Raw genomic sequence first — 15,006 nt, 5'->3', positions numbered from 1 at the left:
ATAAACGCGGCCAGATCAAATCGGGAACAAGATCGAAGCATGAAAATGGATCCAAAATCATGACACTCCAGACTCAAAAAACATCGCCAGCCTTCAAGACCGGTCCTGCCGTCGCCGCAATTATCGGCATCAGCATCGTCGCGACGCTGTTTCTCTTCTGGCTTATCTACATCCATCCTGCGGCAGATGCCGTTGGCGCGCGCTTTACCTTCCTGCCCGCCCTCAACGCTCTTTTGAACGGCCTCAGCGCCACGGCACTTCTCGTCGGATTTACCTTTATCCGGGCCAGAAAGATCGCCGCGCACCGTGCGTCGATGTTCACCGCCTTCGCCTTCTCCACGCTCTTCCTGATCAGCTACATTGCCCATCACGCGCTGCACGGCGATGTCCGCTACCCTGTTCACGCCGCTTTTCGAACGGCCTACCTGTGGCTGCTCAGCACCCACATCATCCTGGCTATCGTTGCGCTGCCCCTGATTCTGATTACTTTCTTCTTCTCTCTCAGTGGCCGGATCCCCATGCACCGCAAGATCGCCCGCTGGACATTCCCCATCTGGCTCTATGTTTCCGTAACCGGCGTCATTACCTACGTGATGTTGCGTCTGGCGCTGGGATAATCACCATGCCCGCATCAAGACCCGCAGGCCGACCCGCAGCCCATGAGCCAGCCTCTGCCGACGACGGCACATCCCAGCTCTTACGCGCAGGATCGCTGATCCTGGCCATCGGCATCGTGGCCATCCTTCTGCTCCTGACCGTCTTTGGCGGAGTAGGCATCGAAGGCGCGCATTCCAACTCCGGCTGGCTGACGCTCATTACCGGCGCAATGTGCCTTCCTTTCGGAGCAATGCTCACGCTCCTCGGCGCAGCCAAATGGCTCCGCAACCGCAGCCTGCAGCGAAAATAGCCGGGACTGCAATCACTGAAACTGTTCAACCACCCATCAACATGGCAGAAATGGTCTGCTATCCTTTTTTCTTACACAACGGAGTGAAGATTTATGGCAAAGAGCGTAAACAAAGTCATCCTGCTGGGCAATGTCGGCAAAGAACCGGAGATCAAGGTTCTCCCCAGCGGCCAGCCGGTAGCCAATTTCAGCCTCGCCACAGGCGAACGGTTCAAGGATCAGCAAGGCAATTTCCAGGAGCGCACCGAGTGGCATAACCTCACCGCCTACGGCAAACTCGCCGAGATCGTGCGCGACTACGTCAAAAAGGGCAACAAAATCTACGCCGAGGGTCGCCTCACCACGCGTAGCTGGGACGATAAAGAGAGCGGCAAAAAGGTCTATCGCACCGAGATCGTCGTCAACGACATCTCCCTGCTCTCAGGCCGCGGCGAAGAAGGCGGCAGCGCACCATCCGGCGGCTATTCGCAGCAGCGAAGCAGCAATACCGCCAGCTTCGATCAACGCCCCTCCGGCGGCGACGACTACGCCCACTCCGCCGAAATCACCGACGACGACATCCCGTTCTAATTCGGCTTACTCAAATTTGAGGTCGCGAAAGACAGAGATGTTCGACATCGAACGCTATTTCTTTCGCGGCCTGAATACAACACAGGCCACTCCCCGGCTGCGTGCTCTTGTAATTCACTATCGAAACCCGCCATCCGCGACGATACCGTCTATATCTCGCGAGCCATGCAAAACGCGAACGACAACAATTTCACGAACGCTCGGCAAGTAATAAATCGCATAATTATCTTTAAAGATCACCCTTAATCCGTCTGCCAAATAAAACCTGGTTGCTCCGGAAAAGGGGAAAAGCGTTGCCTCATCGAACCGCTCGGTAATCGCGGACAAGAACCTTGTCGCGAACTCTTCCGACGCTTCCAGAGCCAGATAACTCCAGATTTCAGCAAGATCGGCTTCTGCTGTTTCAGTTACACGGACGACGAGCGCTCGGCTAATAACTTCCTCCCGCGCTCCATAATGCGTTCCGCGTCGAACTCGGCGATTCGGCCCGCGACCACATCAGCCAGTCCCCGATCGATTTCAGATTTCAGAGCAGCGATTTTCTGCAATTGTAGCTCGCGCTTCATCTTCCAGTCCCGCAGAGCTTCGCGAACAACCTCGCTCGAAGAAGCATAGTTCCCCTCATCTACAGCATCCTTGACCAGATTAGCCATCTCCGCCGGAAGCGTAATCGTCATTCGTTCAATACTTGCCATGATCATATTTAATCATACTTTTGAAGCTCGACATATCCTTTGATCCCGCAGTATGTATTGAAAACACGTATCTATCTCGCATAGGCACGGTCTCACATCAACACGATTCCCGCAGCAAGTTTCGTTGACGCAATTTTGACACACGCGCTCTACAGTAAAAGGACGTATTTTTGAAATCGGAAAAGGTGTCCCCTGATGAATTCCTCTCCCAACCCAGCCAACAGTCGCAGACGTTTTCTGCGTCAAAGCTTCGCCTTCAGCGCGCTGGCAGCGCTCAGTTCCGGTTCTAGTTTCGGCTTGGCTGGGCCATTGCCCTTCGATCCCAACGATCCTAACGCCTCAGAAATCCTCATGATCGGCGATTGGGGATACGAGGATGCAACCGCGCAAATCCAGGTAGCCGCTGGCATGAGCGCCTATGCGAAAGACCACAATGTCCACCCCAAGGCATTCTTCCTGCTCGGCGACAACTGGTATGAAGCACTCGAAGGCGGCGCGAAATCCACCCGCTGGAAGACCCAGTTTGAAGACATGTATCCGCAGGAAATCTTCGCCTGCCCGGCCTACGCCATCCTCGGCAATCACGACTATCAGTATTTCCCCGGCAACAAGGTCGAGGATGAGCTGGAATATGCGCGCACCGGCCGCACCAGCGTTGGCCCGACGCGCTTCACCATGCCCGCCCGCTGGTACCGCTTTGAATTTCCCCAGAAGAATCCGCTCATCACCTTCCTGGCCCTCGACAGCAACATGCCGCATGACGAAAGCTCCAAACAGCATGGCCGCGATTTTTCCCTCACTCCGCAGCAGAAGGCCGAGCAACTCGCGTGGCTTGAGGCCGAGTTGAAGCGCCCTCGCACCACTCCATATCTCGTCGTCATGGGCCACCATCCGATCTACTCCGACGGCCCACATGGAGATCACCCGGTCCTCATTCGCGATTGGGATCCGCTCTTCCGCAAATATGGCGTCCAGCTCTACCTTGCCGGACACGATCACGATTTGCAGCACCTGGAATTCGAAGGTCACCCCACTTCGCACTTTCTCTCAGGCGGAGGCGGCGCCGATCTCTACGATCTCACTATTCCTCAAAGCCAGCGCGGACCCTATGCACAAAAAGTCCACGGCTTCAGCCATCTCTCCGTCACCCCAAGGAAGCTGACCCTGCGCCACATCGACCAGAGCGGCCGTACTGTGCACGCCTTCACCAAAACCCCCGAAGGCAAGATCGAGATACTCGGGTAAATTAGTTTTATTTCAGAAAGCCCGTCTCCCATCCCAGTGCAATTCATCGCACCGGGATGGGAGCCACAAATCGGCTAATGGGTCAGCTCGCATACATCATCGAAATTCAGAACTTTATTCTCGCTCTTAGCCCCTGCTATTGCTGTTGCCCTTGCCGCTGCGCTTGCTGTTGCCGTTCTGGCTGTCATTCCCGAAGGGAATCTGCTTCTCCCACCCCGAACAGAACGACACGCCCCAAACTACCCTACCGCTGCACCACCAGCGCAACCGACTCCGCACTCGGAGCAGCAATAGGCTGGCGAATCAGCGCCGCCGCATCTCGCAAACTGATATTCGCAGGCACTGCCGTAAACCCGCCGCGAACCTCGCTCGTTTCGCGAGCAATTGTCTTGAACAACATCGCGCGGCCAATCATGTGGACTTCCAGCCGTTGCGTCTTCCAATCTCCCGCCGCCGCCGATGCGCCCGTTCTGCCGCCGACATGCGTTCGCTCCAGTTGAAACCATCCATCCTTATACAGTCGGCCCAGAATCCCGTAGCCGAAATCCACATTTGCCTCCAGCTTGCCATCCAACCGCACCAGGCGCTTGTTCTGCACGCTGATCCAGAGATCGCCGGACATCGCATGAAAGATCCGCGCCTCAATGGAATGCGCCGGATAGGCCGGGTTTGGATGGAAGCGCATGTGATAGCACAGCCCTTGCTGCAACATCTGTTCCTGCGCGGGCTCGTACAAAAAAGCATCCGGCAACAGGGCCACAATCCGACCGATGCGGCGTTCGTCTTCCGCATACTCCTTGCGGTGCTGCGCCTGCTCGCTCGGCGAACTCAGCAGGTGCTGTAGAGCGGACTCCTGCGCCTCACGCGCATCGGTTGAGAGGGGGTGTCCGTCGATCAACTCAATCCGTTTAATAGCACCATCCGGAGTCTCAACCTGCTGCTCCAGTTCATTGCCGTGCGTCTCTTTACTCGCATGCCGCTGGACCCAATATCGCCAGTAGCCATGCGTGTCATGGTCATGGAGTTCGTTGTAAACCACCTCGCGAACGAGCGTTGCAGAGTCAGGGGCCGGAACTCGCGGGGGCAGGGGAGCCTCTGCCCACAACGAGAGAAAAGCGCCAGCAAAATGCGTGACCACCGCCAGACAGGACAATTCAATGAGCTTGCGCATGGGGGTAATTGCCTCCAATGATCTGGTGTTGCTCACAGACAGTCTGGAACAAAAGCTATGACGGAATGAATATCCGAATATGAATTGACGGGAAAAACAGGCAGAATTCCCGACAAATCCCGAGGAATTCCCGTCAATTGCTCTGCCACGCATATTTCTCAAATGCATCTTGCTCCCCAAAAAGCACGGAAAGGGTGCAAATTGTTACACTGGCGGCATGATCGATGAAGTTGAGTTTCGCAAAGCAGCAGACGCCGCCATTGAAGAACTGACTCAGGAACTGTACGCCTCCGAAGACGAAGGTGGCTACGAAGTTGAGTCTCAGGGTGGCGCACTCTATGTAATTTTTGAAAAACCGGCGGGTAAATTCGTCATCACCCCCAACGCCCCCGTCCAGCAGATCTGGATCTCGGCTCGCAATACCAGCTTCAAGCTCGACCTCACCACGGACGGCTTTGTGCTGGCCAAGACGGCAGAGACGCTCAGCCCCCTGGTGCATCGCCTCATCGAGGCGCATCTCAGCTACTCCTGAACTCTCTCCGCAAACCGCGATCAATTCATGAAGCTTTCTATTGCCATCCTGGCGCATAACGAGGCGGCGAATCTGCGGCGCACGCTGCAGAGCGTCGCCTGGGCAGATGAGCTGATCCTCGTCGACTCCGGCTCGACAGATGAAACAGTCTCCATTGCAGAAGAGTTCGGCGCAAAGGTCTTTCACGAATCGTGGAAGGGCTACGGTGGTCAGATGAATTCCGCAATCGACAAGTGCACCTCGCCCTGGGTCTTTTCGCTCGATGCGGATGAAGTTCTGACCCCCGAGTTGCAAGCGGAAATTCAGGAGCTGCTGAAAGGCACTCCCAATCGCGATGCCTATTGGGTTCCTCGCCGCAACCAGATTTTTGGCCGTTGGATGCGTCACGGCGGTCAATATCCAGACTACAAACTACGTCTGTTCCAGCAAGGCACAGCACGGCTGCCAGAGAACACGGAGCCCCACGCCACTCCCAAATGGAGCGGCCCCAAAGGCAAGCTCCGTGGCGACCTGCTCCATTACCAATACCCAACCGTGGCACTCTACGTCGAGCATATGAACCGCTATAGTTCCGCCAGCGTTCCGCTCGTTCTACGCAAAGGACGAACCTGCCGCGGCCTGCTCGAATTCCTCTCCATGACCCTCTTGAATCCGGTTCTTACCTTCATCAAGAACTACATATTTCGCGGGGGTTTCCTCGATGGCCGCGAAGGGCTTTTGTTTCACCTCTATCACTCCTCCTATATAAGCTGGAAGTATGCAAAAGCCTGGGAAGTTAGTCGCGATGTTATCGAAAAATAGTAACTATAGGTCGACCTGCCTCCCCTGATCCGTTTTGATAAGGTGAAACACCCTCTGCTCAAAAATCGTGCAAATCTCTAATGTTTAAGCCACTTAGCGCTCTTATCTGTGCCGGATTAAATCAGTTGCCAGCCCAACCCTGTATGGATATATCATGCGTATTTTCTTAGTCATCTAAATAGTTAAAAATTAAGATAGCAAGAGTAATCGCAAGATAGATATTTCGGGCAACCTACCCGATACACCCTGCTTCTTATTTCAAATCAACGGCGTTGCCAGAGGTCGAAATGAGAGCTCGAATGCCGATCAAAATCAAAGCTTGCAAACAGGAGACATGGGAATGACAAACCAATCTGAAAAACACGATCGCCAACATATGTCCGGTAGCGATACGTCCAGTAACGTCAAGCCAACCAATGTCGGCCAACAGCAACAGGGAGATAAGAAAGGCGAATCCGGCCAGCAACAGCAATCCAACCAGCAACAGGGGCAGCATGGAAATCATGGGTCGGAAAAGACTGGCCAGCACTCAGGCTCTAACAAATAACCAATAACAGCAGTAACAGGAGGCTCCCATGAGCAGTCCACCTGAGTCGAATTGAAGCAAGGCTTGGAAGCAGCGGACGATAGTAAGTAGTAAGTGATTTGAGGGCGTTCCCGACCGCTGCTTCTTTGCTTCTCATGCTGCGATTCATTGCGTAGTTCAACCCCGTAAACAAGTTATCTCTTCAGAGGATGAAAACCTCTTACCTGTTCCTCGCAGATACTTCAGGAAAAGCCTTTTACTTCCCCCTTAAGGTCTGATACAAACGTTGGATGCCGAGATCGAAGAATGATCCCAAGCCAGGGCACGTCAACCTCAGGATGTTGGCCGATCATCTGCGACTATCGCAGACCACCATCTCGCTCGTACTGAATAATTCTCCGTCAGCCAAATCGATCCCTCCCGAAACTCGCCAGCGAGTTCTCGACGCCGCGACAAAGCTGAACTATCGGCCAAATTATTTCGCGCGCTCGCTGCGACAGAGCCGCAGTCTGAGCGTAGGCGTACTCGCGCCCGACCTCAGCGAAGGCTACTTCACACGCGTCATGAGCGGTGTCGTGGAAGAATTCACCCAGGCCAAATATTTTTACTTCACCGCATGTCATGACTGGCGCCCGGAGTTGATGGAAGAGTATCCGCGCATGCTTGTCGAGCGCGCTGTCGATGGATTCCTGCTGCTGAACACTCCAGCCACGATCGAGGTACCCGTGCCCATCGTGGCCATCTCAGCCCACGGAGCCATCGCCAATGTAACCAACATCGTGCTCGACCATGAGAACGCCGTACAGATGGCCCTGGGACATCTGTTTCAACTAGGCCATCGTCGCATCGCATTCATGCGCGGGCCAAAGGTCATCCCCGATTCCGAATATCGCTGGAGCGGCATTCAACAAACTTCGCGCGATCTCGGGCTGAAGATCGACGACAAGCTCGTGACCCGAATTGACGAAGGAATCTGGAGCGAAAAGACCGGCCATCACCCTATGTCTCCCGAGATAGGCTATGAACCGATGCGTCTGCTGCTTGAGAAAACCAGGGACTTCACCGCCGTCTTCTGCTTCAACGACATCGCCGCCATCGGAGCAATCCGCGCACTCACCGAGGCTGGCCTGCGCGTGCCTGCAGACGTCTCCGTCGTCGGCTTTGACGATATTCAATCCGCAGCATTCTGCACTCCAAGTCTCACCACCGTGCGCCAGCCGCTACGGGAGATGGGCAAAACCGGTGCGCGAATCCTGCTGGAACGAATCGCCAACCCCACGGCTGAATACGCAGCAGAAATCATCATGCAGCCCGAGCTGATCGTGCGCGAATCCACTGGCCCGGCACGCAAGGCACAACACTCGAATCCGGCAGGCAAGTCTGGCGCATAACCGGCACATAAATAGCGCTCGCAACAACCCATGCGCAAACGCCCGTTTGCGCATTTCTCTCTCGCAGAGCAATAATCGGTTGATCCATTTAGTTGATTCAGAAATCGTTGTATCGTAACGTCGATGTAAACGTTGAGAGGGGTATTGCGTGAGTCTTTTTCGAGTCAGGAATAGCGTGTTGTCGCTAACTGTCGTCTTCCTTGCATGTGTAGGCAGCGCGACGGCAGCTACCAAGGGTATTCCAAAACACGGTCCGGCCATTGTGCTATTCAATGGGTCCGCGTCCGACATGAACAACTTCGACACGTATATCAAGAGCACCGGGCTGAACTCCGACCCGAACCACATCTTCGCAGTTGAGAACGGCGTCATCCACGTCTCCGGCAAAGAGATGGGCTACATCATCACCAAGCAGGATTACAAAAATTACTACCTCCGCGCCGAGTTCAAATGGGGCGAGGGCACCTTTGCACCCCGCGAAGGACAGGCTCGCGACAGCGGAATCCTTTACAACATCCAGGGCGATCAGAAGGTCTGGCCGCGCTCCGTCGAGTTCCAGATCAACGAAGGCTGCACTGGTGATTTCTGGATGACGGATGGCGCCGCGCTCACCGGCAAAGACGGCAAGCGCGTCAGCGGACCCGCAGGCAGCGCCCTCAAGATCGATCGCTTTAACAAGGGTGAGTGGAAGAACGTAGTCGGCTACCGCGACCCTACCAACGAAGTTGAAAAGCCGCGCGGCGAATGGAACGTAGTTGAGCTCGTCAATCGCGACGGCCACGTCTGGCAGTACGTCAACGGCAAGCTGGTAAACGAGGGCACAGACGCCTTCCCCACCAGTGGAAAAATCCTCTTCCAATCCGAAGGCGCAGAGCTCTACTTCCGCGACATGAAGCTTTATCCCCTGAAATAACCATTACCCGAAGCAAACCGGAATCATTCCAATTCGCTCTTCAAACGGGCAGTGGCACTTAGCTCCTGCCCGTTACTTTTCCAGTATCTGCATATCCAGCGGAGCCTGCAACAACGCGGGCAACTGGCCGATCTCAACCAGCGCACGCTTGAGCGCTGAGGTACGGCAAGGCTCAACAGTCACCACAAAGGGCAGCCGGTCCAGCGGAAACCCAGGCTTCTGCAGGATCGCATTGATGTTGATTCCCTCATGCGCCAGGGCCCCTGCAATGCCCGCAACAATTCCCGGACGATCATCGACGAGGAAGCGAATATAGTGCGGTACTTCCAACTCCGTACCGACACTCGAAGGCTTTGAAGGCAGGGCGATTCTGCACGCGCCATGTGCCAATCCAACCAGATCGCTGACAACCGCCACAGCCGTAGGATGTCCGCCCGCGCCATGCCCCGAGAACACCACATCGCCGCCATAATGCCCAGTCGTGATGACCATGTTCTCCGTTCCTCGCGACCACGCCAGCGGCGACGCCAGCGGAACGAGCATCGGCCCAACCGTCGCTGCAAAATGTTCTCCGACACGCTCAGCCCGCGCAATCTGCCGGATCGTGCATTGCAGATCCTTGGCGTAAGAAAAATCGATTGCAGTGACCTCTGTAATCGGGCGCGCATCGATCGACTCAGGAGGCACCTGCGCGCGCAACGCAAGCCGCATCAGGATGGTCAGCTTGGCCCGCGCATCGTAGCCTGCCACATCCTCCGTCGGATCGGCCTCGGCATACCCCAGCGACTGCGCCTCGGCCAGCACCGGCGCATAATCTGAGCCCTGCTCCATCTTGCTCAGAATGAAGTTACACGTCCCATTCAGGATGCCTTCAATGCGCTCGACACGATCTCCAACAAGCCCGTGTTCCAGGCCGGGAATAACCGGAATTCCACCCGCAACAGCCGCGCCATAAAGTAGATGGACACCTTTATCTACCGCAAGCTTCTCCAACTCCAACCCGTGATAGGCAATGAGTTTTTTGTTCGCCGTAACGACGCTCTTGCCAGCGCCAAGAGCCTGGCGCACCCAGTTCCCTGCAGGTTCCAGTCCCCCGGCTAGCTCGACGATGATGTCCACATCCGCAGCAAGAACGGATGCAGCATCCTCGCTCCATATCACGCTCGAAGGAACCCAATCAACGCGCTTGCGAGCAACATCGCGATTCACGATATGCGTCAGCTCCAGGCCTGCCGGAGCAGACTCGATCAGGATGCGAGCAACCGAGCTGCCGACCGTCCCAAAGCCAAAAAGCGCAATACGCAAGGACCGCGCGGGAAACGGTGTAGACGAAGCAACTGGCGATGCGGCGGGTGCAATAGGCTGGGACACGGGAGCTTCCTCTTCTGAACGTGTGACTTGCAGCACGATCTGACGATCGCCCTTTTTTCCGATAATACCGGATTGCGAACCGCAAACGAACAACGAACCGCAACTCGTGTAGGATACAGCCAGATGCGGCGAATCCTCACCATTTTGCTCATGCTCGTTCTCGGAATCGGACCAGCCATGGCGGCTGTCCCGACTGGGGCATTGAGTGCGGGATGGGACGCGATCCAGAATGACTCGCGTCTGCCGGCATGCTGCCGCCGCAACGGCGCTCATCATTGCGCCATGACGCAGATGAATTCGGGCGACAACAAGCAGACATCCCTCTCAGCGCCCAACTGCTGCCCCTGCATGCCTCATGCCGTAGCCTCCACCGTCGTTTCGGACTACGCGCTTGTCGGCTCTGCTGCACATCAATCGGCCCTGCTGAGCGAGGCTCGCACAGCACAGGCTAGCGAAACCGCAGCACGCATCAGCGCCATGCGCACCTGGCCAAAGCGCGGCCCTCCCTCCCTGCAAACCACCTAGAAACTCCCGCTCGCACATTCATGCCCGGTTTCATATCCGGCTTTCATGCCCAGTCGTTTTTGGACTGCTCCCATGCAGCCAACTGCCAGCCATGAACTCTGCGCGAGCAACCTCCATCAGCTTTCATTCGATCCACGGAGAGTTTTTCTATGCGTTTGCGTACCTGTATTTCTTTAGCTCTGCTCTGTCTTGCAACTGCGGTCCCGGCTTTGGCGACAGTCTTTTCTTCCCTGCACGGCATCGTTCATGATCCGCAACATTTTCCCGTAAAAGATGCAGCGATTACGTTGCGCGCTGCCGACTCCGATTTCCAACTCAAGGCGACTACCGATGCCGAAGGCGCATTCGATCTCAACCTCGTTCCTATCGGCATCTATCGCATTCACATCGAGGCCAAAGGATTTGCCGATGTTGACCAGCCACTCACTGTTCTCTCGGGAATGCACACCATACTCCACTTCGCCGTGGCCGTAGCTGGAGAAAATACCACGGTAGCAGTGAGTGGCACGCCCGGCACAGTCGACGCAGTAGATTCTGTGACACCCACCACTCTCGTCTCGCGCAAAGACATCGATCAAACCCCCGGCGCAAGCCGCACCATCGGCATGCAGATGGTGACGGACTACGTGCCCGGCGCATACATGAGCCATGACATGCTCCACATACGCGGAGGCCACCAGACAAGCTGGCTCCTCGACGGCATTGCCATTCCCAATACCAAGATCGCATCCAACGTCGGCCCGCAGATCGACCCCAAAGATATCGAGCAGTTACAAGTCGATCGTGGCAGTTATAGCTCCGACATCGGTGACCGTACCTACGGCGTCTTCAACGTCCTGCCGAGAAATGGCTTCGAGCATAATCGCGATGCGGAGTTACTGCTATCCGCCGGAAATTTCTACACCGGCGAATCACAGCTTTCCTTCGGCGATCACACCGAAAAGACCGCGTATTACGCCAGCCTGACCGGCTCCCGCTCTAACTACGGACTCGAAACACCGGTAGCAAACGTCAAGCATGACTCCACTAACTCCGAGAGCGGATTCTTGTCCGTCATTCGCAATCAAACTCCGAAAGATCAACTGCGATTCTCAGGCCAGTTTCGTCAGGATTATTTCGACATCCCGTACGATCCCAGTGATACCGATTACGAATTCACATCCGGCTACTACAACTCCTTTGGCCTGCGTGACGCACAGACCGAGCGCGATGGATTCGTCATTGCCAACTGGGTCCGCACCATCAACCCCAAAGCGCTTATCGAAGTAGCACCCTTCTATCACTTCAACCAGTCCAATTATGATTCACTGCCCACGGATTCGACCGTCTCCACCACGTGGCACCAAGGCTCAAACTACGCCGGTGCGCAGGTCGATCTACGCATGGATGTAGGCAAGAGAAACAGTTTCTCCGGCGGCCTCTACTCCTTCTATCAAAATGAAAACGACCTCTTCGGCTTCGTCGTCAACGATGGTTCAGCCATGTCGCAACCCAACACCACCGGCACACAAGATGCAGGCCTCGTCGAGTTCTATATCTCCGACCACCTGCGCGTAAACAAGTGGATCACGTTACTCGGCGGCATGCGCTTCTCCATCTTCAAAGGCGGCCTGAGCGAGAGCGCAACCTACCCGCGCATCGGCGCCACAGTTGAAGTCCCCAGGCTGCATTGGGTCTTTCGCGGCTTCTACGGGCACTTCTTCCAACCCGCGCCACTTGAGACCGTTTCATCCTCCGTACTCAACTACGCAAGCAATCTGCCAAGCGGAGAAAACACCTTCACCCCCATTCCCTCCGAACGCGATGAAGAGCACCAGTTTGGCGTTCAAATTCCATACAGAGGCTGGATCCTGGACATCACCAACGTAAAGAATCGCGTGAATAATTTCCTCGATCACTCCAACCTCGGCGAGTCCAACATGTACTTCCCTATCGCCGTCGATGGAGCTCTCGTTCGCGCGTGGGAAATGACGTTGCGGTCACCGCAACTGGCTCACCTCGGCCAGTTCCATCTCGCCTACTCCAACCAGATCGCGGAGCAGCGCGGCAACATCATCGGAGGTTTTACCTGCACCATTGCTGACGATCCAGCCTGCGACCTCGGCTTCAATTACACGCCCGTAGACCACGACCAGCGCCATACTCTGAACACAGGATTCACCACGCAATTGCCATTGCACACATGGTTCTCAAGCAACGTGTATTACGGTTCGGGATTCAGCAACGGCCTCGCCGGAGCGAATGTAGGTCCGTATAACGGAAATTATCTTCCCGTACACACCACCTTCGATCTCTCTGCCGGCCGCGCCATCGGCGAGCGATGGAACCTATCCGCAAGCGTCCTGAATGTTACCAATCACCGCGTACTGCAAGATAACTCCGTCACCATCGGCGGATTTCACTTTAACGATCCACGCATGATTTCAGGGCAACTCAAGTACCGCTTCCACTTCTAAGCCGTTGTTACAAGTATTTTATTGCTCAAAACAGAAGACTCATTTATGGTTACTCCGCGCGGAGGATATTTTCCCAACTATCCTCCGCACGACTTTGTACCCAGGGGGAAATTTACATGTCTTTAATTAAACGCTCTTTAGCAGAGTGTTTTGGCACGTTTTGGCTCGTGTTCGGCGGCTGCGGAAGCGCAGTGTTCGCCGCGGCGTTTCCCAGTCTTGGCATTGGCTTTGCAGGTGTAGCTCTGGCCTTCGGACTTACTGTTCTGACCATGGCCTTTGCTATCGGACATATCTCCGGCTGCCATCTCAATCCAGCAGTTACCGCAGGTCTGGTAGCTGGCAAGCGCTTTCCCGCAAGCGAAGCGATTCAATACATCATCGCCCAGGTCGTGGGCGCAACCGCCGCTGCCGGCGTCCTCTATGTAATCGCCAGTGGCAAGGCAGGCTTCAGCCTCTCTGGCGGATTCGCATCGAACGGTTACGCAGAGCACTCTCCCGGTGGCTACTCACTCGTAGCCTGCCTTGTTGCCGAGATCGTGCTGACAGCGTTCTTCCTCATCGTGATCATGGGATCAACCGATGCCCGCGCGCCAAAGGGCTTCGCTCCGATAGCCATCGGCCTCTGCCTCACGCTGATTCATCTCATCAGCATTCCCATTACCAACACTTCAGTCAACCCCGCGCGCAGCACCGGCCAGGCTCTCTTTGTGCAGGGATGGGCGTTAGGTCAACTGTGGCTTTTCTGGGTAGCCCCACTCATCGGTGGCATTCTCGGTGGTCTAATCTATCGTGGCATCTTCGCCGTCGAAGAGTAGCAAAAAACATGCCCATCCTTGTCGCGATTATGGGACCGCTTACGTGACAAGGATGGGATAGGGATGGGATAACAAATTCCGCCAGCTACGGAATCAACAACAACTTTCCTGTAGTATTCCGCGAAGTAATATCGATATGCGCCTGTGCAGCATCCTTAAGCGCATAGGTATGCTCCGCGCGAATCTTGAGCTTCCCTTCAGCAACACCTTTCAATACATCTCCGGCACGCCACTCCAACTCATCCCTCGTAGCGATGTAGTCGTTCAGCGTAGGCCGTGTAATGAAAAGCGATCCCTTCTTATTCAGCGTGATCAGATCGAACAGCGGCACAGCACCACTCGACCCGCCATAGAGCGCCATCATGCCACGCGGCCGCAGGCTGCTGAGCGATCCATCGAACGTCGTCTTGCCGACCGAGTCATACACAACATCCACGCCGCGATTATTCGTAAGCCGCTTCGTTTCCTTTTCAAAATCCATCTCGGTATACAAAATAACTTCATCTGCTCCAGCCCCGCGCGCCAGCTCTGCCTTCGCATCGGTCGAAACAGTCGCAATCACCCGCGCTCCAATCGCATGAGCCATCTGTGTCAGCAACAACCCGACGCCACCGGCTGCCGCATGAACCAAAGCAGTGTCTCCAGCCTTAAGCTCAAACGTGGAATGCGTAAGATAGTGCGCAGTCATGCCCTGGAGCATAACGGCCGCCGCAAGCTTGAGGTCCAGTCCTGCTGGCACATGAACAAGCTTCTCAGCAGCCACTAACGCATACTCCGCGTAACTTCCCCGAACAACCGTGGATGCCACGGGATCGCCCACGGAGAAGCCGCTCACGCCCTCGCCCAGCTTCTCTACTGTGCCCGAAGCCTCCGTCCCTGGAATAAACGGCAGCGCAGCTTCGTAGCGCCCCTCGCGAAAATAAATCTCAATGAAGTTGATGCCTGTCGCCGCAATCTTGATCAGGACCTGCCCAGGACCGGGCGTAGGCGTAGGTACATCGGCGATCTTTAGAACCTCAGGACCACCGGTTTCAGTAATTTGAATAGCTTTCATCTCAGACTAAACACTCCGTGCCGATAGATTTAGA

The 15,006-nt window shown here is 55.5% G+C and carries 17 protein-coding genes; 12 read left to right on the top strand and 5 right to left on the bottom strand.

Annotation, left to right across the window (positions count from 1 at the left end):
- Nucleotides 1-59 precede the first annotated feature (59 nt).
- The 3 genes from OHL19_RS09090 (at nucleotide 60) to OHL19_RS09080 (ending at nucleotide 1,477) form a co-directional block, all read left to right on the top strand.
- The gene (locus OHL19_RS09090; protein ID WP_263357338.1) at nucleotides 60-617 is read left to right on the top strand and encodes a DUF420 domain-containing protein; all 558 of its coding nucleotides are present in this window, start codon (nucleotides 60-62) and stop codon (nucleotides 615-617) included.
- Nucleotides 618-622: 5 nt separating this feature from the next.
- Complete coding sequence (locus OHL19_RS09085) at nucleotides 623-907, top strand: hypothetical protein (RefSeq protein ID WP_263357337.1); 285 nt, start codon at nucleotides 623-625, stop codon at nucleotides 905-907.
- A 93-nt stretch (nucleotides 908-1,000) separates the two neighbouring features.
- Nucleotides 1,001-1,477: a single-stranded DNA-binding protein gene (locus OHL19_RS09080; protein WP_263357336.1), complete on the top strand. Its 477-nt coding sequence runs from the start codon at nucleotides 1,001-1,003 to the stop codon at nucleotides 1,475-1,477.
- A gap of 117 nt (nucleotides 1,478-1,594) precedes the next feature.
- Here the strand turns inward: OHL19_RS09080 and OHL19_RS23050 are convergent, their stop codons facing one another.
- On the bottom strand, nucleotides 1,595-1,837 hold the full coding sequence (locus OHL19_RS23050) for a type II toxin-antitoxin system RelE/ParE family toxin (protein WP_396126749.1): 243 nt from the start codon (nucleotides 1,835-1,837) through the stop codon (nucleotides 1,595-1,597).
- Between the two features lie 47 nt (nucleotides 1,838-1,884).
- Nucleotides 1,885-2,172, bottom strand: a complete 288-nt coding sequence (locus OHL19_RS09075) for a type II toxin-antitoxin system ParD family antitoxin (protein WP_263357335.1) — start codon at nucleotides 2,170-2,172, stop codon at nucleotides 1,885-1,887.
- Between the two features lie 195 nt (nucleotides 2,173-2,367).
- On the opposite strand from OHL19_RS09075, the gene OHL19_RS09070 reads away from it, so the two are divergent.
- Nucleotides 2,368-3,417 (top strand): metallophosphoesterase, encoded by a 1,050-nt coding sequence (locus OHL19_RS09070; RefSeq protein ID WP_263357334.1) that lies wholly within the window; start codon nucleotides 2,368-2,370, stop codon nucleotides 3,415-3,417.
- 244 nt (nucleotides 3,418-3,661) lie between these two features.
- Here OHL19_RS09070 and OHL19_RS09065 read toward each other — a convergent pair whose 3' ends face one another.
- The gene (locus tag OHL19_RS09065; protein ID WP_263357333.1) at nucleotides 3,662-4,588 is read right to left on the bottom strand and encodes a hypothetical protein; all 927 of its coding nucleotides are present in this window, start codon (nucleotides 4,586-4,588) and stop codon (nucleotides 3,662-3,664) included.
- A gap of 217 nt (nucleotides 4,589-4,805) precedes the next feature.
- On the opposite strand from OHL19_RS09065, the gene cyaY reads away from it, so the two are divergent.
- The 5 genes from cyaY (at nucleotide 4,806) to OHL19_RS09040 (ending at nucleotide 8,751) form a co-directional block, all read left to right on the top strand.
- Nucleotides 4,806-5,120, top strand: coding sequence for an iron donor protein CyaY (cyaY, locus tag OHL19_RS09060; RefSeq protein ID WP_263357332.1), 315 nt, complete (start codon nucleotides 4,806-4,808; stop codon nucleotides 5,118-5,120).
- Nucleotides 5,121-5,147: 27 nt separating this feature from the next.
- Nucleotides 5,148-5,921, top strand: coding sequence for a glycosyltransferase family 2 protein (locus tag OHL19_RS09055; RefSeq protein WP_263357331.1), 774 nt, complete (start codon nucleotides 5,148-5,150; stop codon nucleotides 5,919-5,921).
- Nucleotides 5,922-6,261: 340 nt separating this feature from the next.
- On the top strand, nucleotides 6,262-6,468 hold the full coding sequence (locus OHL19_RS09050; protein WP_263357330.1) for a hypothetical protein: 207 nt from the start codon (nucleotides 6,262-6,264) through the stop codon (nucleotides 6,466-6,468).
- Nucleotides 6,469-6,737: 269 nt separating this feature from the next.
- On the top strand, nucleotides 6,738-7,838 hold the full coding sequence (locus OHL19_RS09045) for a LacI family DNA-binding transcriptional regulator (protein WP_263357329.1): 1,101 nt from the start codon (nucleotides 6,738-6,740) through the stop codon (nucleotides 7,836-7,838).
- Between the two features lie 175 nt (nucleotides 7,839-8,013).
- On the top strand, nucleotides 8,014-8,751 hold the full coding sequence (locus OHL19_RS09040; protein WP_396126748.1) for a DUF1080 domain-containing protein: 738 nt from the start codon (nucleotides 8,014-8,016) through the stop codon (nucleotides 8,749-8,751).
- Between the two features lie 72 nt (nucleotides 8,752-8,823).
- Here the strand turns inward: OHL19_RS09040 and OHL19_RS09035 are convergent, their stop codons facing one another.
- On the bottom strand, nucleotides 8,824-10,122 hold the full coding sequence (locus OHL19_RS09035; RefSeq protein ID WP_263357327.1) for a homoserine dehydrogenase: 1,299 nt from the start codon (nucleotides 10,120-10,122) through the stop codon (nucleotides 8,824-8,826).
- 123 nt (nucleotides 10,123-10,245) lie between these two features.
- Here OHL19_RS09035 and OHL19_RS09030 point away from each other — a divergent pair, with 123 nt between their 5' ends.
- From OHL19_RS09030 to aqpZ, 3 genes are all read left to right on the top strand, one after another.
- Nucleotides 10,246-10,647, top strand: coding sequence for a hypothetical protein (locus tag OHL19_RS09030; RefSeq protein ID WP_263357326.1), 402 nt, complete (start codon nucleotides 10,246-10,248; stop codon nucleotides 10,645-10,647).
- A 149-nt stretch (nucleotides 10,648-10,796) separates the two neighbouring features.
- Nucleotides 10,797-13,103 carry a TonB-dependent receptor gene (locus OHL19_RS09025; RefSeq protein WP_263357325.1) on the top strand — a complete coding sequence of 769 codons (2,307 nt, stop codon included), beginning with the start codon at nucleotides 10,797-10,799 and terminating at the stop codon, nucleotides 13,101-13,103.
- A gap of 116 nt (nucleotides 13,104-13,219) precedes the next feature.
- On the top strand, nucleotides 13,220-13,918 hold the full coding sequence (aqpZ, locus tag OHL19_RS09020) for an aquaporin Z (protein ID WP_263357324.1): 699 nt from the start codon (nucleotides 13,220-13,222) through the stop codon (nucleotides 13,916-13,918).
- 85 nt (nucleotides 13,919-14,003) lie between these two features.
- On the opposite strand, the gene OHL19_RS09015 is transcribed toward aqpZ, so the two are convergent.
- Nucleotides 14,004-14,972: a quinone oxidoreductase family protein gene (locus OHL19_RS09015; protein WP_263357323.1), complete on the bottom strand. Its 969-nt coding sequence runs from the start codon at nucleotides 14,970-14,972 to the stop codon at nucleotides 14,004-14,006.
- Nucleotides 14,973-15,006: the final 34 nt, after the last annotated feature.

It is taken from the genome of Acidicapsa ligni (assembly GCF_025685655.1).
GTDB classification, from domain to species: Bacteria; Acidobacteriota; Terriglobia; order Terriglobales; family Acidobacteriaceae; genus Acidicapsa; species Acidicapsa ligni.
This window is presented reverse-complemented; position numbering and strand designations above follow the sequence as displayed.